21 protein-coding genes are annotated in these 22,683 nt (G+C 43.5%); all 21 read left to right on the top strand.

From position 1 onward, the window contains the following. Window positions 1-79: 79 nt before the first annotated feature. The 21 genes from LH29_RS18460 (at window position 80) to LH29_RS18360 (ending at window position 22,345) form a co-directional block, all read left to right on the top strand. Window positions 80-958 (top strand): DUF58 domain-containing protein, encoded by an 879-nt coding sequence (locus LH29_RS18460; protein ID WP_045032592.1) that lies wholly within the window; start codon window positions 80-82, stop codon window positions 956-958. A gap of 6 nt (window positions 959-964) precedes the next feature. Continuing rightward, window positions 965-1,960: a hypothetical protein gene (locus LH29_RS18455; protein ID WP_045032590.1), complete on the top strand. Its 996-nt coding sequence runs from the start codon at window positions 965-967 to the stop codon at window positions 1,958-1,960. A gap of 6 nt (window positions 1,961-1,966) precedes the next feature. Beyond that, window positions 1,967-2,962, top strand: coding sequence for a vWA domain-containing protein (locus LH29_RS18450; RefSeq protein ID WP_157493756.1), 996 nt, complete (start codon window positions 1,967-1,969; stop codon window positions 2,960-2,962). Window positions 2,963-2,973: 11 nt separating this feature from the next. Beyond that, on the top strand, window positions 2,974-4,005 hold the full coding sequence (locus tag LH29_RS18445) for a vWA domain-containing protein (protein ID WP_232302861.1): 1,032 nt from the start codon (window positions 2,974-2,976) through the stop codon (window positions 4,003-4,005). Window positions 4,006-4,075: 70 nt separating this feature from the next. After that, complete coding sequence (locus LH29_RS18440) at window positions 4,076-4,891, top strand: tetratricopeptide repeat protein (protein WP_045032589.1); 816 nt, start codon at window positions 4,076-4,078, stop codon at window positions 4,889-4,891. Window positions 4,892-4,994: 103 nt separating this feature from the next. Beyond that, window positions 4,995-6,824: a BatD family protein gene (locus LH29_RS18435; protein WP_045032815.1), complete on the top strand. Its 1,830-nt coding sequence runs from the start codon at window positions 4,995-4,997 to the stop codon at window positions 6,822-6,824. Window positions 6,825-6,828: 4 nt separating this feature from the next. After that, window positions 6,829-7,584, top strand: a complete 756-nt coding sequence (locus LH29_RS18430; RefSeq protein ID WP_157493755.1) for a tetratricopeptide repeat protein — start codon at window positions 6,829-6,831, stop codon at window positions 7,582-7,584. A gap of 180 nt (window positions 7,585-7,764) precedes the next feature. Then, window positions 7,765-8,601 carry a phytoene/squalene synthase family protein gene (locus LH29_RS18425; protein WP_045032586.1) on the top strand — a complete coding sequence of 279 codons (837 nt, stop codon included), beginning with the start codon at window positions 7,765-7,767 and terminating at the stop codon, window positions 8,599-8,601. Next, window positions 8,598-9,134 carry an isopentenyl-diphosphate Delta-isomerase gene (idi, locus tag LH29_RS18420; protein WP_045032584.1) on the top strand — a complete coding sequence of 179 codons (537 nt, stop codon included), beginning with the start codon at window positions 8,598-8,600 and terminating at the stop codon, window positions 9,132-9,134. Before LH29_RS18425 ends, idi begins: the two co-directional genes overlap by 4 nt. Continuing rightward, complete coding sequence (locus LH29_RS18415) at window positions 9,131-9,604, top strand: sterol desaturase family protein (RefSeq protein ID WP_198152499.1); 474 nt, start codon at window positions 9,131-9,133, stop codon at window positions 9,602-9,604. Before idi ends, LH29_RS18415 begins: the two co-directional genes overlap by 4 nt. Further along, window positions 9,605-10,291 (top strand): lycopene cyclase domain-containing protein, encoded by a 687-nt coding sequence (locus LH29_RS18410; RefSeq protein ID WP_045032580.1) that lies wholly within the window; start codon window positions 9,605-9,607, stop codon window positions 10,289-10,291. After that, entirely contained in the window at window positions 10,288-10,950 is a 663-nt protein-coding gene (locus tag LH29_RS24045; protein WP_052671074.1) for a carotenoid biosynthesis protein, read from the top strand. The genes LH29_RS18410 and LH29_RS24045 overlap by 4 nt, the downstream gene beginning before the upstream one ends. A gap of 70 nt (window positions 10,951-11,020) precedes the next feature. After that, window positions 11,021-11,575: a 1-acyl-sn-glycerol-3-phosphate acyltransferase gene (locus tag LH29_RS18400; protein ID WP_045032577.1), complete on the top strand. Its 555-nt coding sequence runs from the start codon at window positions 11,021-11,023 to the stop codon at window positions 11,573-11,575. Between the two features lie 2 nt (window positions 11,576-11,577). After that, the gene (locus LH29_RS18395; protein WP_045032575.1) at window positions 11,578-12,669 is read left to right on the top strand and encodes a glycosyltransferase; all 1,092 of its coding nucleotides are present in this window, start codon (window positions 11,578-11,580) and stop codon (window positions 12,667-12,669) included. After that, the gene (locus LH29_RS18390) at window positions 12,645-13,385 is read left to right on the top strand and encodes a tetratricopeptide repeat protein (protein ID WP_045032573.1); all 741 of its coding nucleotides are present in this window, start codon (window positions 12,645-12,647) and stop codon (window positions 13,383-13,385) included. The genes LH29_RS18395 and LH29_RS18390 overlap by 25 nt, the downstream gene beginning before the upstream one ends. After that, the gene (locus LH29_RS18385) at window positions 13,385-14,860 is read left to right on the top strand and encodes a phytoene desaturase family protein (protein ID WP_045032572.1); all 1,476 of its coding nucleotides are present in this window, start codon (window positions 13,385-13,387) and stop codon (window positions 14,858-14,860) included. The genes LH29_RS18390 and LH29_RS18385 overlap by 1 nt, the downstream gene beginning before the upstream one ends. Window positions 14,861-15,168: 308 nt before the next feature. Beyond that, window positions 15,169-17,430, top strand: a complete 2,262-nt coding sequence (locus tag LH29_RS18380; RefSeq protein ID WP_045032571.1) for an aconitate hydratase — start codon at window positions 15,169-15,171, stop codon at window positions 17,428-17,430. Between the two features lie 106 nt (window positions 17,431-17,536). Next, the gene (locus LH29_RS18375) at window positions 17,537-18,763 is read left to right on the top strand and encodes an isocitrate dehydrogenase (NADP(+)) (RefSeq protein WP_045032569.1); all 1,227 of its coding nucleotides are present in this window, start codon (window positions 17,537-17,539) and stop codon (window positions 18,761-18,763) included. 66 nt (window positions 18,764-18,829) lie between these two features. Then, window positions 18,830-20,095: an NADP-dependent isocitrate dehydrogenase gene (gene icd / locus LH29_RS18370; RefSeq protein WP_045032567.1), complete on the top strand. Its 1,266-nt coding sequence runs from the start codon at window positions 18,830-18,832 to the stop codon at window positions 20,093-20,095. 25 nt (window positions 20,096-20,120) lie between these two features. Then, complete coding sequence (locus LH29_RS18365; RefSeq protein ID WP_045032565.1) at window positions 20,121-21,440, top strand: citrate (Si)-synthase; 1,320 nt, start codon at window positions 20,121-20,123, stop codon at window positions 21,438-21,440. Window positions 21,441-21,958: 518 nt separating this feature from the next. Then, window positions 21,959-22,345, top strand: coding sequence for a cupin domain-containing protein (locus tag LH29_RS18360; protein ID WP_045032563.1), 387 nt, complete (start codon window positions 21,959-21,961; stop codon window positions 22,343-22,345). Window positions 22,346-22,683 lie beyond the last annotated feature (338 nt).

Raw genomic sequence — 22,683 nt, 5'->3', positions numbered from 1 at the left:
AGTCGCAGTTAACAGTGGCAGTTTACAGCTGTTCAAACACAACTTTTGAGCGCTGAACGTTAAACTTTGAACTCTAATTATGGAGACAACTGATTTATTAAAAAAAGTACGGAAGATTGAGATAAAAACACGTGGTTTGTCGCGCAATATTTTTGCCGGAGAGTACCATAGTGCTTTTAAGGGGCGCGGTATGGCCTTTTCGGAGGTGCGCGAATACCAGTTTGGCGACGATATTCGTAACATCGACTGGAACGTTACCGCCCGCTACGGTCATCCCTACATAAAAGTATTTGAAGAGGAACGCGAACTCACCGTGATGCTAATGATTGATGTGAGCGGTTCGCGCGAATTTGGTTCGTTTGAAAAGCTGAAAAAAAATGTGATTACAGAACTATCAGCTGTACTTTCGTTTTCGGCGATTCAAAACAACGACAAAATCGGGGTGCTCTTCTTTTCGGACAAGATCGAAAAGTTTATTCCGCCGAAAAAAGGGAAAAGCCACATTTTACGCATTATTCGCGAACTGATCGATTTTCACCCGGAAAGTAACGGCACCGACATTACCGAGGCTGTTCGTTACATGACCAACGCCATTAAAAAGCGCTGCACGGCCTTTATAATTTCCGACTTTATGGACGATAACAAAGACCTGGAAATGGCTCTTTCTATCGCCAACAACAAGCACGATATGGTGGCGTTGAACATTTACGACAAGCGCGAAACAGAACTACCATCCATAGGAATGATAAAGTTGAAAGACGCTGAAAAAGGCAACTATGTTTGGGTTGACAGCAGCTCGCGTAAAACGCGTAAACTTTATGCCGACTGGTGGATAAAACACATGGGCCGGCTGGATGTGATGTTCAAAAAAAGTGGTGTTGATTATGTATCGATAAACACAAACGAAGACTATGTAAAATCGTTAATGACCTTGTTCAAAAAACGGGCATTAAAATAGAGAAGCATGCAATTGAAACTAAAAATATTATTTCTGTTTACAGCAATTTTGATTGCAGGAACTACGCAGGCACAGCGCATTAAAGCTACTGCCAGCCTCGACTCTGCAAACATTTTGATTGGCGACCAGGTAAAACTTTTCCTGGAAATAGATCATCCGAAAGATGTAAACGTGCAGTTTCCGGCGGTTCCGGATACGATCAACAGCCTGATTGAAGTGATCAGCCGTTCGGGTGTCGACACTTTTGAGTTGGATGATGAGAAGCTGATGAAACAAATTCAGGCCTACACCATTACCAGTTTCGACAGCGGAAGTTACCGAATTACACCCTACTGGTTTAAAATCGATGTGGACGGAACCATCGACTCCATTCCCAGCAACGGTGTTACGCTGAATGTTTACACCATGGAGATCGATACCACAAAAGGACCGACAGACATTAAAATGCCTTACGATGCACCGCTTACTTTAAAAGAAGTTACTCCTTACATTCTGGGCGTGATTCTTATTGGGGCGATTATCTTCTTCCTGTTATATTCAATAAAGCGGAAGAAAAACAACAAACCGATATTTGCACGTCCGGCAAAACCAAAAGAACCGGCGCATATTATTGCATTACGTGAACTGGACCGTATTAAAACGGAAAAAGTGTGGCAGCAAGGCAAGACAAAACAATATTACAGCGAACTTACCGACACGCTGCGCGAATACATTGAAGATCGTTTTGGCATTCGGGCCATGGAGCAAACCACCGACGAAACTGTTGAAAGTTTCCGCAGGCAAAAAGGACTGGTTAGCGATAAAAACTTTGCCAATCTTACCCAGTTGCTGCAAACGGCCGACCTGGTAAAATTTGCCAAGTATCAGCCGCTGCCCGACGACGATAATCTGTCGCTGGTAAATGCCTATTTCTTTGTGAATGACACGAAGACAGAGGAGCAGAAAAAGGCGGAAGAGAAAGCCGATGATGATGAAAATGTTGAAGAAGTTGAGATAAAATAAAAAGAGATGTTTGAAGGATTGACATTTAAAAACCCTGAGCTGTTCCACATTTTATGGGTATTGATTCCCATGGTGGCGTGGTATGTGTTCAGGCAGAAAAAAAATACCGCAAGCATCCAGGTTTCATCCACCGCTTCGGTAATTAAGGCTCCCAAAACCATACGGCACTATTTACGCCACCTCGTTTTTGTGTGTCTGCTTATCGCCATCAGTTTTTTTGTGGTTGTTCTGGCTCGTCCGCAATCATCAAGAAACTGGGAAACCAGCGAAACAGAAGGTATCGATATTGTGATTGCACTCGATATTTCAAGTTCGATGCTGGCACAGGATTTTCAGCCCGACCGTTTGGAGGCAGCAAAAAATGTAGCCATGGAATTTATTTCGGGGCGCGAATACGACCGCATGGGGTTGGTGGTTTTTGCCGGCGAAGCATTTACGCAGTGTCCACTAACAACCGACCGTGCCGTGCTGCTCAACCTTTTTAAAGATATTGAAAGCGGTATGATTGAAGATGGAACAGCTATCGGAAACGGACTGGCAACATCGGTTGCCCGACTAAAAGACAGCGAAGCCATCAGCCGCGTGGTAATTTTGCTTACCGATGGGGAAAACAACCGTGGTGAAGTTGCTCCGGTAACAGCTGCCGAAATTGCCAAAACCTTTGGTATTCGGGTTTACACTGTTGGTGTGGGAAGCATCGGAACGGCACCCTACCCTGTGCAAACCCAGTTTGGTATACAGTTGCGCGACATGCCGGTAAAAATTGACGAAGAAACCCTGCAGGAAATATCATCGCTTACCGATGGAAAATATTTCAGGGCAACCAGCAACACCAAACTGGAAGAGATTTATAAAGAAATTGACGCATTGGAAAGATCAAAAATTGAAGTGCGCGAATTCAGCCGTAAATCGGAAGAATTTATGCCTTTTGCCCTGCTTGGGGCACTGTTTTTGATTGTAAGTTTGTTTATGCGTTTAACTATATTTAGAAGTATCCCATAAGTTGATAGTGTATGGAAATGTTTAGGTTTGGAAATATCGAATATTTATGGGGATTGCTAATAATTCCGCTGTTGGCATTGTTTTTTGCATGGTCGCGTATTTCGCGCCGCCGGGCATTAAAAAAGTTTGGGCAACAGGAAATTCTGGCTCAACTGATGCCGTACAGCTCAGGCAACCGCCCTGTTGTTAAGTTTATTATTTTGATGCTGGCGCTGGCATTTTTTATTGTTGGAATTGCCCGTCCGCAGTTCGGATCGAAATTAAAAACCGAAAAACGCGAAGGTGTTGAGCTGATGATCGCGCTTGACGTTTCGAACAGTATGATGGCCGAAGATATTCAGCCCAACCGTTTGGAACGTGCAAAAAGAGCAATTTCAAGGCTGGTAGACCGTTTAAAAGACGACAAGATCGGACTGATCGTTTTTGCCGGCGACGCTTACACACAGCTGCCAATTACCACCGATTACAATTCAGCAAAACTGTTTTTGAATTCGGTAAATACGCAAATCGTTCCGAAACAGGGAACAGCCATTGGTGCCGCCATCGATTTGGCACGAAAATCGTTTACGCCAAACGGCGAGGCCAACAAAGCCATTATAATTATCACCGATGGAGAAAACCACGAAGACGACGCACTGGCATCAGCCGAGGCCGCAATGGAAGAAGGCGCCATTGTACACACCATTGGAATGGGATTGCCTTCAGGATCGCCAATTCCGGTGTTGCGCAACGGCCAGACCGATTACCTGAAAGACCGCGACGGAAATGTAGTGGTAACAAAGCTGAATGAACAAATGCTGGAGCAAATTGCTGCTACCGGTGGAGGCATTTATGTACGCGCCAATAATGCACAGGTGGGATTAAATGCCCTGTTTGATGAAATAAATAAAATGGAGAAACAGGAAATGGAAACGCGCACTTTTTCGGAGTACGACGACCAGTTCCAGTATTTCTTTGCCGTGGGATTGTTTTTGCTGTTGCTCGAATTTGTAATTCTTGAACGTAAAAACAAGTATTTGAAGCGGATAAAATTGTTTGGATAAAGATTGAAGCATGGAGCACGAAGTTGGAAAACTTCAAGTGACGAATGACAATTGACTAATGACTAGAAAGATGAGACGAATATATTTTATATTATTTCTGCTAACGGTTTCCGGGATAACTTTCGGGCAAAATGAACGGAAATTTGTACGTAACGGAAACAAACTTTTTATGGAGGCCGTGCGCGACACCATGAGAGTTGATACCGTAAAATACAGTAATGCCGAAACTGAATACCGCAAGGCGCTGGAAAAACGCCCTGAAGATTTGAAGTGGAATTATAACCTGGCAGATGCCTTGTATAAGCAACAAAAATTCGAAGATGCTGAAGGAAAATTCTCCGAGCTGGCCGAAAAAATGGAAGAACCCGTTGACCGTGCCCGTGTTAACCACAACCTTGGAAATACACAGCTGATGCAGGAGAAACTGGATGAAAGTATCGAGTCGTACAAAAAGGCGCTGCGTGAAAATCCGGATGATCTGGAAACAAAATACAACCTGGCCTATGCGCAAATGCTGAAAAAACAAAAAGAGCAGCAACAGCAGCAAAATCAAGGCGGAGGCGGTGGCAACGGTGACGGTAACGGTAAAGGTGATGGTAAAAGCGGTCAGGATAAGAATGACCAGGATAAGAACCAAGATCAGAGTAAAGATAAAAACGATCAGAATAAGGATAATCAGGATCAAGACAAAGATCAGAATCAGAATCAGCAAAATCAGGATCAGAATAAAGACCAGCAGCAACAACCTCAGCAAAATAAAATTTCGAAACAAGATGCTGAGCAATTGTTGCAGGCCTTGCAAAACGACGAACGCGATATTCAGGATAAGGTAAAAAAAGCAAAAGCTGCCAAAGCCAAACGTACGCGATCGGAGAAAGAATGGTAGGAAAACGATGAAGGATAAAGGATTAATTATTAAGGATTAGTGATTAATTGATTTCAGACTAAAGCAATTGAACAAAAACAATAATTTTGTAGGCTTTGATACAATGATGAAGAAACTGGTAATATATATTTTTCTTTTATGCGCGGCAATTGCAGCCCGGGCCGAACAAACCCGATTTACCATGTCGGCACCAAGCGCCGTTGAAATGGGACAACAATTCAGGCTGAGCTTCCAACTTAACGACAGGGGAACAAATTTGCAGCTTCCTCCGGGATTAAGCGACAATTTCCAGATTTTAGGGGGGCCAAGTATCGGGCAGTCTTCAACACGCATTACAGACATTAACGGAAAAACCACTTCGGAGGTAACGTTTTCGTATATTTATATTTTGCGGGCCAAAGCGGAGGGAACTTTCGAAATCCGCCCGGGATCGATCGAGGTAAACGGAAAGGTTTTTGAATCCAACAAGCTGTCTATTCAGGTGGTAAAAGCACAGTCGCAGCCAAGCCAGCAACAGGCAACTCCGGGGCAAACACCCGAAGGAGGTACTCAGAATATTAACCTCGACAAAGACAACCTTTTTGTTCGTGTTGATTTAAGCAAACGAAACGTTTACCGCGGAGAGCAAATTATTGCCACCGTAAAATTGTATGTAAATCCAAATGTTCCGGTGCATGGTTTTGATGAAGTAAACCTGCCAACATACGAAGGTTTTTACACCCAGGACATAGATATTCCGCAGCAGATAAATTTCACCCGCGAGGTGTACAACGATAAAATTTACCAGGTTGGTACGTTGAAAAAAACCATCCTTTTCCCGCAGCAAAACGGACGATTAACAATTGAGCCATTTAGCATGGCACTGTTGATTCGCCAACGGGTAAAAGCGCGTAGTTTTTTCGATGATTTCTTTGATAATTACCGCACGGTAAGAGCACGGGTAACCAGCGATGCCGTTTCGGTGAATGTAAAAGACCTGCCTACCGAGCCGGCCAATTTTATGGGCGGTGTGGGGAACTTTAATGTTTCGTCGGAAATTAGCAGCACCGATGTTACCACCAACGATGCAGTTACGCTTACCATGAAAATATCGGGTAACGGAAATATCCGTCTGGTACGTTCTCCTGAACTGGAACTGCCAAGTGATTTTGAAGTGTACGACCCGCGTGCAACCGACAATGTACAGGCCAACGACAACGGCGTTTCAGGAAATAAAACCATTGAGTACCTGTTCCAGCCACGTTTTGAGGGCGACTATGAAATTCCGCCGATCAAGTTTGCCTATTTCAACCCGGCCACAGGAAAATATGTAACCAAATCAACCGAGGCTTATACGCTGCACGTTGAAAAAGGAACTGAAGAGCAATCAACTACAGTTATCAGCTCACGACGAAAAGAAGATCTGCAGCTGATCGGACAGGATATTCGTTTCATCAAACAGGGGAAACCGATGTTACAGGTAAAAGGACATACGTTCTACGGAAGCACTATCTTTTATTTGATTTACCTGATTACTGCCGTACTGTTTGTGGTGCTGTATTTCGTGTACCGTAAAAAGGCCCGCGAAAATGCCAACATTGCACTGGTACGTAATAAAAAAGCCAGCCGCGTGGCTGTAAAACGTTTGAAAGCGGCTGCCGGTTATATGAAACAAAACAACAACGAAGCGTTCCACGATGCTATTTTAAAAGCTTTCTGGGGATACCTGAGCGACAAATTGGGAATTCCGGTGGCTGACCTTAATCGCGAAAATGCTGTGGCAAAACTAAAGGACCGCAATGTTGCCGATGAAGTAATTAAAGACTTTGAAGAAGTTGTTGACCAGTGCGAGTTTGCACGTTATGCTCCGGTTGGAGGATCGGAAGCACGCCATGATTTGTATAAGAAGGCTGAGACCACAATGAGCCGTTTTGAAAAACAAATTAAACGCTAGAACAATGAAAAGGATACTAATATTCATACTACTTATAGCTCCGTTTTTTGCTTTCGCACAAGAAACAAATGAGCAACTTTGGGAGAAAGCCAACGCTTATTACACCACCGAAGAATACCAGCAGGCCGTTTCGGCTTACGAGCAGATTTTAGCTACCGGCGAAGAGTCGGCAAAAGTATATTTCAACCTGGGAAATGCCTATTTTAAAACCGGCGACATTAACAACGCCATTTTAAATTACGAGCGCGCCAAAGTGCTGGCACCACACGACGAAGACATTGCATTTAACCTGCAGGTGGCCAACCAGTATGTGGTTACCCAAATCGAGGAATTGCCAAAACCGTTTTTCCTGCGCTGGAAAAACTCGGTAATTAATAAATACCCCGCCGATACCTGGGCATACATCAGCATTGTGTCGTTTGTATTGTTCCTTTTGCTGCTCGGTGGTTTTTTCTTTAGCAAAACTGTTGCCGTAAAACGCCTTTCGTTTTGGTTTGGCATCGTAGCCGTTCTTTTATCGGTTTTTGCAGTTTCGCATGCAGCACAACAGAAAGCAAGGATCAATAACCGGAACACCGCCATTGTTTTTTGTCCGCGTGTTACGGTAAAAAGTTCGCCAAGCGAAACCGGTACCGACTTGTTCCTGATCTACGAAGGTTTAAAACTGGAAATTACCGACCAGCTCGACAGCTGGACAGAAATAAAACTGGCCGATGGCAACCAGGGATGGCTGCCTGATTCTTGCATTGTAAGAATCTAACAATTCGCTCTACTTCCTGTCCCCCATTGCTTTAACCTACCTGTAAATAAACAAAACAGTAGTATTCTGCGTTGTTTACATACAAATAATACGCATATACTTTATTTTGTAAATAGTCCCTGATTTATCAGTTGGTTGAGCTTATAATGCATTGCGATTTTATTAGTAACTTGAATGCATATGAAATTGTACAACGCCTGTTCAATAAAGATCTCGAAAGTTGTAACCTGTAGTTACAGCACGTCTTTTTCGTATGCAACCAGTTTATTGCAGAAACCACATCGCGATGCTATTTACAGCATTTATGGTTTTGTTCGTTTGGCTGATGAAATCGTTGATACTTTTCACGAAAACGACAAGGCCTACCTGCTCAATAAATTCGAAGAAGATTTTAAAGATGCCATGAAAAGGGGCATCAGTCTTAATCCGGTTCTTCAGGCGTTTCAGGACACCGTAAAAAAATACAAGATCTCGATGGCTCATGTCGAAGCTTTTCTTACCAGCATGAGATACGATCTGGAGAAAAAAGAATACAAAACTAAACTGGAGGCCAACCAGTATATTTACGGTTCGGCCGATGTGGTTGGTTTGATGTGTTTGAAAGTTTTTTGCGACGGTGATCAGGAAAAATTCGACGAGCTGGTAACACCTGCCATGAAACTCGGCTCTGCTTTTCAGAAAGTAAATTTTTTGCGCGACCTGCGTGAAGACACGGAAACACTGGGCCGGACGTATTTTGCGGAATTATGCAGCAAAGAATTTTGCGACGAAGAAAAAAAACGCATTGTAAAAGATATCGAAGCTGATTTTAAAACCGCGTACGAAGGTATTAAAAAGCTTCCGGGGAAATCTAAACTCGCCGTTCTGCTGGCTTATTATTATTATCGTTTACTGCTAAATAAGTTACGTGAAACTCCTGCCTCGGAAATTCTGCAAAACAGGGTGCGAATTCCAAACTATAAAAAAATGCTGATCATGGTAAAAGCAAAAACACTCTATAATCTCGGACTGGTATGACGAACAACAACAAAATAGAAAAAGTAATCCTGGTTGACGAAAACGACAAAGTACTTGGCGAGATGGAAAAAATGGAGGCGCACCTGAAAGGCTTGCTTCACCGGGCCATTTCTGTGTTTATCGTCAACTCGAAGGGCGAATGGCTCATTCATCAGCGGGCCTTCAACAAATACCACTCCAACGGGCTGTGGACCAACACCTGCTGCAGTCATCCTTACCCTGAAGAGACCAGCGTTGATGCGGCCAACCGCCGCTTAATGCAGGAAATGGGCATGAAAGCTCCCTTGCAGGAAATATTTGCATTTATCTACAAAGAAGAACTGGACAACCAGCTTACCGAACACGAACTCGACCGTGTTTTTATTGGTTTTAGCGATGACAAACCGGAGCCAAATGCCGATGAAGTTTCCAATTGGAAATACATCAACTTCGAAGAATTAAAAACGGATGTAAAGAACAATCCGGAGAACTACACCGTTTGGTTTAAAAAGATATACGAACGCGTTGAAGAACATTTAAAAGTAAAAACGTGAATATACTAATTGCCATAGCAGCCTTTTGTTTTATGGAGTTCGTAGCCTGGTCGAACCATAAATTTGTTATGCATGGCTTTTTATGGAAATGGCACCGCGATCATCATGTAAACGACCACAAAAAAAATGCATCGCAAACCGAGTTGTACAAATCCGGTTTTGAAAAGAACGACTACTTTTTCCTCGTTTACGCCGTTCCGGCAATTGTTGTCCTCATCGTTGGTTTCTTCTTTCAAATCTCAGCTTTAATTGCACTGGGCATTGGTATTAGTTTATACGGGCTCACCTATTTTGCCATTCACGACGTAATGATTCACCAACGGCTCAACATTCCCTTTTTAACCCACACAAAAAACAAATACCTCAGGGCAGTTCGCGAGGCACACCTGGCACACCATCGCGGAAAAAACGTTCGCGATTTTGACAACTATGGATTACTGATCTTTCAATTTCGTTTTTTAAAGAAATAAATGTCATTGTACTTTATACTACTTACGGCTTCCGGCGCAGTGCCTTTGCTGCTCAGTTTCGATAAACGGCTGCAGTTTTACAAACAGTGGAAATATGTTTTCCCTTCCATTCTGCTGGTGGCTTTAGTGTATATCATTTTCGATGTGAATTTTACCAACCGGGGCATTTGGGGCTTTAACCCGGAATATTTATCCGGCATTTATTTGTTCTCTCTCCCATTGGAGGAAATCCTGTTTTTTGTTGTTATTCCTTATGCCAGTATTTTTCTGCATGAATGTGTGCGGGAATACTTTCCAAAACTGGAATTACCAAAATCCCTGAATAAAGTATTGCTAATAGCCCTGATCGTATTTTCTGTGTTGGTAGCCGTTTTAAACACTGATAAAAACTACACAGTTTACATTTCACTGAAACTGGCAGTTGTTTTACTGCTGGCTCTACTTTTAAACAGCAGAATTCCCCGTTCGTTTTTTATCACCTTCATAGTTATCCTTGTCCCGTTTCTGATCGTAAACGGAATTTTGACCGGATCGTATATCGACGGAGAAGTGGTGTGGTATAACAACAGCGAAAACCTGGGATTACGGATTTTCACTATTCCCGTTGAAGATTTTGCCTACGCATTCAGTATGATTTTATACAACCTGTTGCTGATTGAACAAATCAAAAAACGCGTTAATAAATGAGCGACACAAAAAACATAGCAAATTTAATACAGGCAAATTACCGATACTTTGTTCTGTTTATTTTCATTTTCTATATCGTGGGATTTGCCGGACTCTCGGTTTCTGCCACCCGCTCGTTTTTTGTGCTTTTAACACCATTTGCTTTGTTATTGAGCTCTTTTATTGTAGCCTTATTTCACGGCAAGTTTTCACAAAAAGCAATACTGGTTTTCGTTTTTATTTTTACCGCCAGCTTTATTATTGAAGTAATTGGTGTAAACACCGGAGCTATTTTTGGCGGCTACACCTACGGGCACGGATTAGGCTTAAAGCTTTTTAATACGCCGTTAATTATCGGGTTAAACTGGCTGCTACTTGTTTATGTATCCAATTCGGTAATGGAAAGAACCGGCTGGAATCCGGCGATGAAAGTTTTTGGCGCCGCCTTTTTAATGCTGGCTTACGATGTGTTGCTGGAACAGGTAGCACCACAATTGTCTATGTGGACTTTTGACCAATCTCCGGTTCCCCTGCAAAACTATGTGGCCTGGTTTGTTTTGGCCCTGCTTTTCTCACTGGCAATCAGCGTACTAAAAATAGATACAAAAAACCGGATAGCGCCGGTGGTTTTTGGCATTCAGACTTTATTTTTTGCCCTGTTACTGTTAACTTTAAACTAAAACTTTGATCATAAAAGCAAAACATAATTTTCTCCTCGATCCGTTTTTCAGGCATTATGTAATCCGGAAAATGAAACGTCACTTTCAGTCGTTTACCATCAATGGCACGATCGAGGACAAAGGTTTGCCCATACTATTGATCTGCAACCACATGAGTTGGTGGGACGGCATTTGGACCCTGTATGTAAATCAGCAACTCTTTAAACGCAAATACCATTTTATGATGCTGGAAGAGGAGCTTCGAAAAAACTGGTTTTTCCAGTATACCGGGGGCTTTTCCATCAAAAAACGATCGAAGTCGATTATTGAAACCTTTGATTACACCGCCGAATTATTGTCGGATGCAAAGAATCTGGTTTTGCTGTTTCCTCAGGGAAACATAAAAAGCATTTACCAGAACAAATTTGTGTTTGAGAAGGGGATTGAAAAAATTTTGCAGCGCACAAAAGATGATATCCAGATCGTTTTTCAGGCCAACCTCATCGATTATTTTGCTGATGCGAAACCCAATGCTTTTTTTAATCTGCACCATTACACCGGTGAATGGAATATTGATGAGATAGAAAAGGCTTACAACTCCTTTTACAAACAGTGCTTGGAAGCACAAGCCAAAAAAGAAATTTAAAGATGATAATTGCAGCATGGATCATATTCATTTTTACGGCGATACAACTTGGGGTTGTTTTGCTGAATGCAATTTTCAGGCAGCCACTTCCCCCTTGCCCAAACGATTTTAATCCGCTCGTTTCCATTCTTATTCCGGCGCGTAACGAAGAACAAAACATTGCCCGTTTACTCACGGACATCCAACAGCAGGAGTGGCAAAATATTGAGGTCTTGGTGTTTAACGATCAGTCGACCGATAAAACTTCAGAAATTGTTGAATCGTACGCAAAAACAGATCAACGTTTTCAGCTTTTAAATTCCGACGGACTTCCGGAAGGTTGGCTGGGAAAAAACTATGGTTGTTACCAACTGGCCCAAAAAGCAAAAGGAAATTACTTTTTGTTTTTGGATGCTGATGTACAAATTTCGGGAGCAATAATCGCCGGAACAATTGCCAAAGTGCAACAACACCAACTTGGTTTGCTCTCTATTTTCCCAAAACAAAACATGCACAGCTGGGGTGAATATTTGACGGTTCCGAATATGAATTTTATTCTACTCAGTTTATTGCCACTGGTTTTTGTCAGGCTTCTGCCCTTTTCATCAATGGCAGCTGCAAACGGGCAATTTATGCTCTTCGATGCCAAAACATACCGTGACAAACAACCACATCACACCTTTCGGAACAATAAAGTGGAAGACATTGCAATAGCCCAATATTTCAAGCAAAATGGTATTCAAATCGCATGTTTAACGGGAAACGCTTCAATTTCCTGCCGCATGTACAATTCGTTCAGCGACGCTGTAAACGGATTCTCAAAAAATGTAATTATGTTCTTCGGAAACTCCGCGTTGCTGGCGGTTCTTTTTTGGCTGATCACCACGCTGGGCTTTATTCCAGTTCTTATCGCCTTGCCCAAAGTATTCGTGTCCTCCTATTTATTAATGCTTGTAACCATTCGCATTTTAATAAGTGTTATCAGCCATCAAAATCTCTTAAAAAATCTGCTGCTGGCCATTCCTCAACAAGTGGTGATGGGTATTTTCATTATAAAAGCATTTCTCAATAAATCAAAAAAAGCCTACCAATGGAAAGGAAGAACGATATCATAATCACATTGCTTTTGGGCTTTTTCCTTTCCGTAAGTGCTTTTGCTTCGAACAAGGAAAAAATTTACCAGGCTTATATTGGCAACCGGATGGACGAGTGGAAAACCATTATCGATAGCCTGGAGCAAAACAAAACAGAAAATACCGGCTATCTCAGCGAACTGGTCAACTACCAATACGGTTACATAGGTTATTGTTTAGCTGAAGACGATGATAAGAAAGCCAAACACTATCTTGATCTGGCTGAGGAAAACCTCGAGACTCTGGAGGAAAAGAACTTTAATCCGGCACTGATCAATGCCTACAAAGCGGCTTTCTGGGGATTTAAAATTGGTATTCAGCCCATTAAAGCGCCAATTTACGGAAGACGCAGCATTAAACATGCTGACCTTTCGTTGGAACAAAACAATGAACTGCCCTTTGCCCATGTGCAATATGGCAACGCTTATTTTTATATGCCGGCAGTTTTTGGCGGATCGAAGCAAGTGGCCATCGAGCACTTTTTGCTGGCTATTGAACAGATGGAAAAGAAACCTGCAGAACTGGAGAACGACTGGAATTACCTGAGTTTACTAAGTTTAACCGGGCAATCGTACGAAGAATTGAACGAATTGAGGAAAGCGCAGTTTATATACGAGAAAGCGTTAAAATTTGAACCCGATTTTAGATGGGTGAAAGACGAACTTTATCCTGACTTAAAAACAAAACTGGAGAAATAATGAAGAAAAAGGTTTTGATAGTAGGTGCCGGAATAGGTGGCCTGGCCACAGCAATTCGGTTGGTAAAAAACGGTTACGAAGTGGAGATGCTGGAAAAGAACGAACAAGCCGGTGGAAGGCTGAACCAGATAAAAAAAGATGGTTTTACCTTCGATACCGGTCCCAGTTTTTTTAGCATGTCGTACGAGTTTGAGGAGTTTGCCAAGGATTGTGGCATTCAACTTCCGTTCGAATATGTGGAACTGGATCCGCTGTACACAGTAAATTTCAGAGGCGATGACAAAACCTATTTCTTATACAAAAACATTGATAAACTGGCTGAACAGTTTGCCGATATCGAACCCGACTTTAAAGAAAAGTTTGAACGTTACATGAACAAAGCCGGTGCACTTTTCAACGACACCGTTGATATTGTGATCAAACGAAACTTCGATTCGCTGGCAGGTTATGTTTGGGCTTTAATGCGCGTAAACCCGGTGCATATTCCGGTATTGTTCAAAAGCTTCTGGAACCACGTTACCAACTATTTTTCATCATCGCAGGCACAACAGATTATTTCGCTGGTGGCCTTTTTCCTAGGGCGCACTCCTTTTGATACCATGGGCATTTACAGCCTGCTTTCGTACACCGAATTTAAACACGACGGCTACTACAACGTAAAAGGCGGGATGTATAAAATTGTTGAAGGTCTTGTAGATGTCCTGAACAAGGAAAACGTAAAAATCCATTACAACACCGAGATCAAAGGATATACCGAAGATAAGGGAGCACTAAAATCGCTGACCGACCAAAACGGCAAAAGCTGGTCGGCCGACACTTACCTGATCAATTCGGATGCAGCATGGTTTAGAGGCAATATTTTTAAACGCCCTGCTTATGCTCCTGCTAAGCTCGACAAAATGAGTTGGACAATGGGCTACCTTACTTTCTATATCGGGCTGAGATGCAAACTGCCACAGGTAAATCACCACAACTACTATCTGGGAACAAATTATAAAGACTATGCCGAGAATGTGATGAAGAATCCGGGAACTTTGCAAAAACCCTACTATTATGTAAATGTCCTCTCGAAACACAATAACGATTGTGCACCCGAAGGTTGCGAAAGCCTGTTTTTTGTGTGCCCGGTGCCCAATCTCTACCACAAACAAGACTGGTCGGATAAAAACCAGATCGTTGACAGTATTATTGAAGATTTCTCTGAAAGGATTGGAAAAAACATAAAAGACGAGATCGTTTCAAGAACCATTTACACCCCGCAAGTGTGGCAAAACCGCTTTAATTTGCACCGTGGCGCCGGACTCGGATTATCGCATAATATGAACCAGATTGGCATTATGCGCCCACGCAATATCGACGAGAAATATAAAAACGTTTTTTATGTGGGTGCATCAACCGTTCCCGGAGCCGGAATTCCGATGGCTATAATCAGCTCTAAGCTAGCTTTTAAGCGCATTCAGCAACATGTTTCATAACATAACACAATCTGCGTTGCACCTGTTGAATATATCCTTCGACTAATACACTGAATATCACACAGTAATAAATCCCCCGTTAGGTTAGTTCGGCACATTGATATATATCAAATCTCCCCGGCCCTGTTATGTGATTAAAATTACAAATAGAAAACTTATATTATGGTTTATTTATATTCGGCATTTATTGATATCAGTGAACTGCGATAATAAATTTCTATAGGAAATCAGTCAACTTTTCACGATATTTATTGTTAGTAAAAGCGAAAATTAATACGCCGACAATATTCAAAAAAACTAAATTTCTTATGTTTGATTTAGACCTAGTAAAAAAAGTGTATTCAGAACTCCCCGAGAAGGTGAAACAAGCCAAAGGCATTCTGAATAAGCCAATGACGTACGCAGAAAAAATTCTTTATTCTCACCTGTTTGCAGCGCAGGAATTAGCTGCCTTTAAACGCGGAGCAGATTATGTTGATTTTGCTCCCGACCGTGTAGCCATGCAGGACGCTACTGCGCAGATGGCATTACTTCAATTTATTAACTCAGGAAAAAAGCGAACAGCCGTTCCTTCAACCGTACATTGCGACCACTTGATTCAGGCGCAGGTAGAAGGAAAAACCGACCTCTCCGTTTCAAAAACCGCTAACAAGGAAGTTTTTGATTTCCTGGAGTCCGTTTCGAATAAATACGGAATAGGTTTCTGGAAACCGGGAGCCGGTATTATTCACCAGGTGGTTTTGGAAAATTATGCATTCCCGGGAGGAATGATGATCGGAACCGACTCGCACACCGTTAACGCGGGAGGACTGGGAATGGTTGCCATTGGAGTTGGTGGTGCCGACGCTGTTGACGTGATGGCAGGAATGGCCTGGGAGTTGAAAATGCCAAAAATGATCGGTGTAAAACTCACCGGTAAAATAAGTGGCTGGGCGGCTCCAAAAGATGTTATTCTTAAAGTGGCCGGAATTCTTACCGTAAAAGGTGGAACCGGAGCCATTATCGAATATTTTGGTGAAGGTGCAAAATCGCTTTCAGCAACCGGTAAAGGAACCATTTGTAACATGGGTGCCGAAGTGGGTGCTACCACAAGTATTTTTGCTTACGACGAAAGCATGGAGCGTTATTTACGCGCCACAGGTCGTGCAGAAGTGGCTGATCTGGCCAATGGGGTAAAAGAACACCTCGATGCCGATGCCGAAGTTTATGCAAATCCTGAACAATATTACGACGAGTTGATCGAAATCAACCTTTCGGAACTGGAGCCACACGTAAACGGGCCATTTACCCCTGACCGTGCCACTCCTATATCGCAAATGAAAGAAACAGCCGAAGCCAACGGTTGGCCAATGGAAGTTTCTGTAGGATTGATTGGTAGCTGTACCAACTCATCGTACGAAGATATTTCGCGTGCTGCGTCGATTGCCAAACAAGCCGAAGAAAAAGGTTTGGTTACCCAGGCAGAATTCACCATTACGCCGGGATCGGAGCAAGTGCGTTACACCATCGAACGCGATGGATTTATCGATACCTTCGAGAAAATTGGAGGAAAAGTATTTGCCAATGCCTGCGGACCATGTATCGGTCAGTGGGCGCGCCCCGGAGCGGAAAAAGGAGAGAAAAACACGATTGTACACTCGTTCAACCGTAACTTCTCGAAACGTGCCGACGGCAACCCGAATACCCACGCTTTTGTAACATCGCCCGAGCTGGTGACAGCGCTGGCCATTGCCGGTCGTTTGGATTTTAATCCGGCTACCGATACCCTGACCAACAAAAACGGCGAAGAAGTAAAACTCGACCTGCCAACAGGCGAAGAACTTCCGGGCAAAGGTTTTGATGTAAAAGATCCGGGATTCCAGGCTCCGGCAGCAGACGGTTCAAACGTTGTGATAAATGTGGCTGACGACTCGAATCGTTTGCAGCTTTTATCGCCTTTCGAAAAATGGGACGGACAGAATATCACCGGTGCCAAACTGCTGATTAAAGCCGAAGGAAAATGTACCACCGACCACATTTCAATGGCCGGACCATGGTTACGTTTCCGTGGTCACCTTGATAATATTTCGAATAATATGCTGATTGGTGCCGTTAACGCGTTTAATGGCGAAACCAACAAAGTGAAAAATCAGCTTACCGGCGAATACGATGCAGTTCCTGCCGTTCAGCGCCAGTACAAAGCCGAGGGAATTCCAACGGTTGTGGTTGGCGATCATAACTACGGTGAAGGATCGTCGCGCGAGCATGCCGCCATGGAACCACGTCATTTGGGTGTAAAAGCAGTTATCGTTAAATCGTTTGCACGTATCCACGAAACCAACCTGAAAAAACAGGGGATGTTAGGATTGACCTTCGCGAACGAAAACGATTACGATCTGGTACAGGAAGACGATGTATTCAACTTTGTTGATCTGGTAGATTTTGCACCGGACAAAGCACTTACTGTTGAGCTCGTTCACGCTGATGGTTCAAAAGATGCCATTAAACTGAACCACACTTACAATGCGCAACAGATTGAATGGTTTAAAGCCGGATCAGCATTAAATCTGATCAAACAACAAAACGCATAAGAAATCTCGCAAAGCCGCGAAGGCGCTAAGAATTAAACTTGGCGTCTCTGCGCCTTTACGAGCTATCTTCATTTTATTATAACCAGTAAATTAATTAATTAGGACCATGCAAAAAATCAAAGTACAAAATCCGGTTGTCGAGCTCGACGGTGATGAAATGACCCGGGTAATTTGGGATTTCATCAAACAAAAACTCATTCTCCCCTATCTTGATATTGATTTGAAATATTACGATTTGGGAATGGAAAGCCGCGATGCCACCGACGACCAAATTACAATAGACGCAGCCCACGCCATCCAAAAATATGGTGTTGGTGTAAAATGTGCCACCATCACTCCCGACGAAGTTCGTGTGGAAGAATTCGGCCTGAAAAAAATGTGGAAGTCGCCAAACGGTACTATCCGTAACATTTTGGGCGGAACAGTTTTCCGCGAGCCAATCATGATTTCGAACATTCCGCGTTTGGTACCGGGTTGGAAACAGCCAATTTGCATCGGTCGTCACGCTTTTGGTGATCAGTACCGTGCTACCGATTTCCTTACCAAAGGAAAAGGGAAACTTACAATCACTTTTACGCCTGAAGACGGCAGCGAACCTATTTCGCACGAAGTTTTCGATTTCGAAGGAAACGGACTGGCCATGGCCATGTACAACACCGATGAATCGATTATCGGGTTTGCTCATTCATGTATGAATCAAGCGCTAGACAAAGGTTGGCCGCTGTATATGTCAACAAAAAATACTATCTTAAAAGCCTATGATGGTCGATTTAAAGACCTTTTCCAGATGGTTTACGAAAACGATTACCGCGAAAAATTCGAAGCCAAAGGAATTTGGTACGAACACCGTTTGATCGACGATATGGTAGCCGCAGCCCTGAAGTGGGAAGGCGGATTTGTTTGGGCTTGTAAAAACTACGACGGCGATGTACAAAGCGATACCGTAGCACAAGGTTTTGGTTCGCTGGGCTTAATGACATCAACACTGGTTACTCCCGACGGGAAGACCATGGAAGCCGAGGCGGCTCACGGAACGGTAACACGCCACTTCCGTCAGCACCAGCAGGGAAAACCAACATCAACGAATCCGATTGCATCAATTTTTGCATGGACACGAGGTTTGGCTTTCCGCGGAAAACTGGACGACAACCAGGAACTAATTGATTTTGCACATGCGCTGGAACAAGTTTGTATTGAAACCGTAGAATCGGGCAAAATGACCAAAGACCTGGCCTTGATCATTCACGGTAAAGAACTTCAGGAAGCTCATTATTTAACTACTGAGCAGTTTCTGGAAGCGTTGGACGAAAATTTACAGGCAAAGTTGAATTAGAATAGTTCACGCAGATTGCGCTGATTTACGCAGATTTTAATGCTGCGAGTAAAGGAAAGAAAAAATATGACAGAAAAAACCAAAATAATTAACGGGAAGTTGGTAGTGCCGGATTATCCGACCATTCCTTTTATTGAGGGAGATGGAATCGGAAAGGATATCAGCCTGCCTTCACAACGTGTAATCGATGCTGCTGTGGCTAAAGCCTACGGCGACACCAAAAAGATTACATGGAAAGAAGTGCTGGCCGGCGAAAAAGCCTACCACGAAACCGGAAGTTACCTGCCCGACGAAACCATCGAAGCGTTTAAAGAATACCTCATCGGTATTAAAGGCCCGCTGCAAACACCCGTTGGTGGCGGAATACGTTCGTTGAACGTGGCCTTGCGCCAAACGCTCGATTTGTACGTTTGTGTACGCCCGGTGCGATGGTTTAAAGGGGTGCCCTCGCCTATTCGTTACCCGTCGATGGTGGACATGCACATTTTCCGCGAAAACACCGAAGACATTTATGCCGGTATCGAATACATGATGGGCGAAGAAGAGACAAAAAAATTTCGCGATTTCCTGATCAACGAAATGGGCGTCGATAAGATTCGTTTTCCCGAGTCGTCGTCGTTTGGTGTAAAACCCATTTCAAAAGACGGATCGGAACGCTTAACAAAAGCCGCTATCGAGTACGCCATCAATCGCCAGTTGCCATCGGTTACCATCGTTCATAAAGGAAACATTATGAAATTTACCGAGGGAGCTTTTAAAAACTGGAGCTACGATTTGGCCGAAACTGAATTTGCCGAACAAACTTTTACCTGGCGACAATATGAAACCCTGAAAAAGGACAAAGGCGAACTGGATGCCAACAAAGCGCTGGATGAAGCTAAAAAAGCCGGAAAAGTGATCGTAAAAGATTGCATTACCGATGCCTTTTTACAGGAATCGTTGTTGCACCCATGGGATCACTCGGTAATTGCTACCATGAACCTGAACGGCGATTACGTATCGGATCAGCTGGCAGCAATGGTGGGTGGAATTGGAATTTCGCCGGGAGCAAATATCAACTACCAAAGTGGTTATGCCATTTTTGAGGCTACCCACGGAACAGCGCCAAATATTGCCGGAACCGGTAAAGCAAACCCGGGATCACTGATCCTGTCGGCGGTTATGATGTTGGAATATATGGGATGGAATCTGGCAGCAGAGCACGTTTACGATGCAATGGAACACGTATTTGCAAAACGTAAAGTAACCAGCGATCTGCATGCGCAAATGGAAGGAGCTACACTGCTGTCGACTTCTGAATTTGCCGATGCCATAATCCGAAATATGCATTAATTAAATAAATCAATAACAATAACAGATGGAATACATTAAGTACAGATTTTACCAGAAAGCGAATAAGTGCGCTAAGGAGTTCCAAAGACTCAAAAGTGAACATGCCGATGTGGTACTGGGTGAAGTAAAACTCGGGCAAGTATTAACCGGAATGAAAGGTATACCGCTTTTGGTTACCGACACTTCAAAACTCGATCCCGAAGAAGGAATCCGTTTTAAAGGTTATTCAATTCCTGAATTGCGCGAGAAACTGCCAAAAATAAATCCTGATGGCGAACCAATCCCTGAAGGACTGCTTTACCTGATGCTGATTGGGGAAATCCCGTCGCAGGAAGATGCCTTGAACCTGTCGAGAGACCTGGCTACACGTGCACACGTACCGCAACATACCTTCGATGTAATTGATGCGATGCCAAAAACATCGAAACCAATGACACAGTTTAGTGCGGCTATTCTTTCAATGGCAACCGAGTCGACTTTCCAGAAAGCATACCGCGCCGGTGTAAACAAAAAATATTTCTGGGATGCTACTTACGAAGACGTAATGAACCTGATTGCACGTTTACCACGTATTGCAGCCTACATTTACCGTCGCCAGTTCTTTAACAGCGACCACATTGAGCCTAACCCACGTTTAGACTGGGCGGGTAACCTGGCGCACATGATGGGGCACGACTCGGAAGAAGTTCGTCGTTTGTTCCGTTTGTACATGATCATTCACGCCGACCACGAGGGTGGAAACGTATCGGCACACACTGCACACCTGGTAGGTTCGGCACTGAGTAATCCGTACTACTGCTACGCTGCTGCAATGACCGGTTTGGCCGGACCATTACACGGACTGGCGAACCAGGATGTTATTTTCTGGATTTTCGAAATGATCGAAGAACTGGATACCGATACACCTACCGACGAGCAGGTGGCCGAATACTGTAAACATACACTGGAGAGCGGCCGCGTAATTCCGGGATACGGACACGCTGTATTGCGTAAAACCGACCCACGTTTTACCGCACAACAGGAATTTGCCAACAAGTACATTAAAGACGACAAAATGGTGAACCTGGCTAACCAGTTGTACCGCGTTGTTCCTCCAATTTTGGGTTCGGTTGGAAAAATTAAAAATCCATGGCCTAACGTTGATGCTTACAGCGGTTCGTTGCTGTATCACTACGGAATTAAGGAATACACCTTCTACACCGTAATGTTTGGAGTATCGCGTGCATTGGGAGTACTGGCATCGTTGGTTAACGACCGTATTTACGGTATGCCAATCGAGCGCCCGACTTCGCACCCGCTTAGCTGGTTTAAAGAACAAGCTGAAGGAAAAGGATCAGATTGCTAATCATTGCAACGATATAATAAAGAAAGCCGGTTTTGCCGGCTTTTTTTTATGAAGTCAAATGAAAATCAGTAGCAAAATCTGTTTCAGAATTTATTGACTCACGCTGATTGTGCCTTCCGTCAGCTGACGGATAAGGGAGAGTTAGCTTAAAGTTTATTTTACTTGCATATTTGCTACTGCTATGTTGCTGGTGCGTCCCGAAGTGTCGGGATGTAATCCGGACCTCAGCCAAAGGCTGAAAGTTTGTTCTTTTCAATTCTACCGAATTGCACACCGATTACAAATCGGCGCGAGCGGGGACTCACGCTGATTGTGCCTTCCGTCAGCTGACGGAGAAGCAATCTCACCCATCCCTTTTATTTCCGCCCTGTGTTACGATCGGCTTACTCGCTGATGCAAAACGAACAATTGTCCTTATTTCATGTTCTCTGTTATACTAGTCCGGTATTGACTGAAACGGATGCAGCAATATCTTTCCGAAGCGGATAGTTCATCCCAACTAACAAGGAGAAACAATTATGAAAGTTTTAAAAGATGACATTGAAGTCAAAATGGAGATTCCTGGCGCGATAATTCGTCAGCAAACCGATTTTGGCGATGCAACCGGTTTAGGTAAAATCAGCGGCGAGTATTTTAGTCTCTCAGCGGGTGTCGATACTACCCCGCTTTTTATGGGGCTCGAAGGAAATATGTGCCAGTGTCCGCACTGGGGCTACGTAATTAGCGGTGTGCTTACCACCACCGATGCCGAAGGTGTCGAGGAATCGGTGAAGGCCAAAGATCTTTTCTACTGGCCATCAGGGCATAATGTAAAGGTGAACGAAGATGCCGAAATTGTTATGTTTAGCCCTCAGCACGAGCATACCCATGTAATCAATCACATGATTGAGAAAGTAAAAGGCTAAACCCGTATTTGCAACAAGATAGATTAAAGAAAGCCGGTTTTGCCGGCTTTTTTTTATGATGTCAAATGAAAATTAGTAGCAAAATCTGCTTCAGAATTTATTGACTCACCCTGATTGTCCGCCAGCTGGCGGACAATCGTCCCTCTCTTCACAAAGAGAGGGAATGAGGGAGAGTTAACTGAAAGTTTTCTTTGATCTTTGTTGTTACTAAGTTGCTGGTGCGTCCCGAAGTTTCGGGATGTAATCCGTTCCTCAGCCAGAGGCTGAAAGTTTGTTCTTTTCAATTCTATCGAATTGCACAATGATTGGAAAGTGGGAGGAGCAAGGGAGTTTTCGTC

It is taken from the genome of Draconibacterium sediminis (assembly GCF_000949475.1).
In the GTDB taxonomy this organism is placed as follows: Bacteria; Bacteroidota; Bacteroidia; order Bacteroidales; family Prolixibacteraceae; genus Draconibacterium; species Draconibacterium sediminis.
This window is presented reverse-complemented; position numbering and strand designations above follow the sequence as displayed.

What these genes read in the sequence shown, in the direction of transcription:
- LH29_RS24045 (WP_052671074.1), top strand. Translation starts at nt 10,288, where the DNA reads ATGAGCGACACAAAAAACATAGCAAATTTAATACAGGCAAATTACCGA.
- LH29_RS18380 (WP_045032571.1), top strand. Translation starts at nt 15,169, where the DNA reads ATGTTTGATTTAGACCTAGTAAAAAAAGTGTATTCAGAACTCCCCGAG.
- LH29_RS18385 (WP_045032572.1), top strand. Translation starts at nt 13,385, where the DNA reads ATGAAGAAAAAGGTTTTGATAGTAGGTGCCGGAATAGGTGGCCTGGCC.
- LH29_RS18430 (WP_157493755.1), top strand. Translation starts at nt 6,829, where the DNA reads ATGAAAAGGATACTAATATTCATACTACTTATAGCTCCGTTTTTTGCT.
- LH29_RS18400 (WP_045032577.1), top strand. Translation starts at nt 11,021, where the DNA reads ATGAAACGTCACTTTCAGTCGTTTACCATCAATGGCACGATCGAGGAC.
- LH29_RS18365 (WP_045032565.1), top strand. Translation starts at nt 20,121, where the DNA reads ATGGAATACATTAAGTACAGATTTTACCAGAAAGCGAATAAGTGCGCT.
- LH29_RS18450 (WP_157493756.1), top strand. Translation starts at nt 1,967, where the DNA reads ATGTTTGAAGGATTGACATTTAAAAACCCTGAGCTGTTCCACATTTTA.
- icd (WP_045032567.1), top strand. Translation starts at nt 18,830, where the DNA reads ATGACAGAAAAAACCAAAATAATTAACGGGAAGTTGGTAGTGCCGGAT.
- LH29_RS18410 (WP_045032580.1), top strand. Translation starts at nt 9,605, where the DNA reads ATGTCATTGTACTTTATACTACTTACGGCTTCCGGCGCAGTGCCTTTG.
- LH29_RS18460 (WP_045032592.1), top strand. Translation starts at nt 80, where the DNA reads ATGGAGACAACTGATTTATTAAAAAAAGTACGGAAGATTGAGATAAAA.
- LH29_RS18360 (WP_045032563.1), top strand. Translation starts at nt 21,959, where the DNA reads ATGAAAGTTTTAAAAGATGACATTGAAGTCAAAATGGAGATTCCTGGC.
- LH29_RS18445 (WP_232302861.1), top strand. Translation starts at nt 2,974, where the DNA reads ATGGAAATGTTTAGGTTTGGAAATATCGAATATTTATGGGGATTGCTA.
- LH29_RS18440 (WP_045032589.1), top strand. Translation starts at nt 4,076, where the DNA reads ATGAGACGAATATATTTTATATTATTTCTGCTAACGGTTTCCGGGATA.
- LH29_RS18390 (WP_045032573.1), top strand. Translation starts at nt 12,645, where the DNA reads ATGGAAAGGAAGAACGATATCATAATCACATTGCTTTTGGGCTTTTTC.
- LH29_RS18435 (WP_045032815.1), top strand. Translation starts at nt 4,995, where the DNA reads ATGATGAAGAAACTGGTAATATATATTTTTCTTTTATGCGCGGCAATT.
- LH29_RS18375 (WP_045032569.1), top strand. Translation starts at nt 17,537, where the DNA reads ATGCAAAAAATCAAAGTACAAAATCCGGTTGTCGAGCTCGACGGTGAT.
- LH29_RS18455 (WP_045032590.1), top strand. Translation starts at nt 965, where the DNA reads ATGCAATTGAAACTAAAAATATTATTTCTGTTTACAGCAATTTTGATT.
- idi (WP_045032584.1), top strand. Translation starts at nt 8,598, where the DNA reads ATGACGAACAACAACAAAATAGAAAAAGTAATCCTGGTTGACGAAAAC.
- LH29_RS18395 (WP_045032575.1), top strand. Translation starts at nt 11,578, where the DNA reads ATGATAATTGCAGCATGGATCATATTCATTTTTACGGCGATACAACTT.
- LH29_RS18425 (WP_045032586.1), top strand. Translation starts at nt 7,765, where the DNA reads ATGAAATTGTACAACGCCTGTTCAATAAAGATCTCGAAAGTTGTAACC.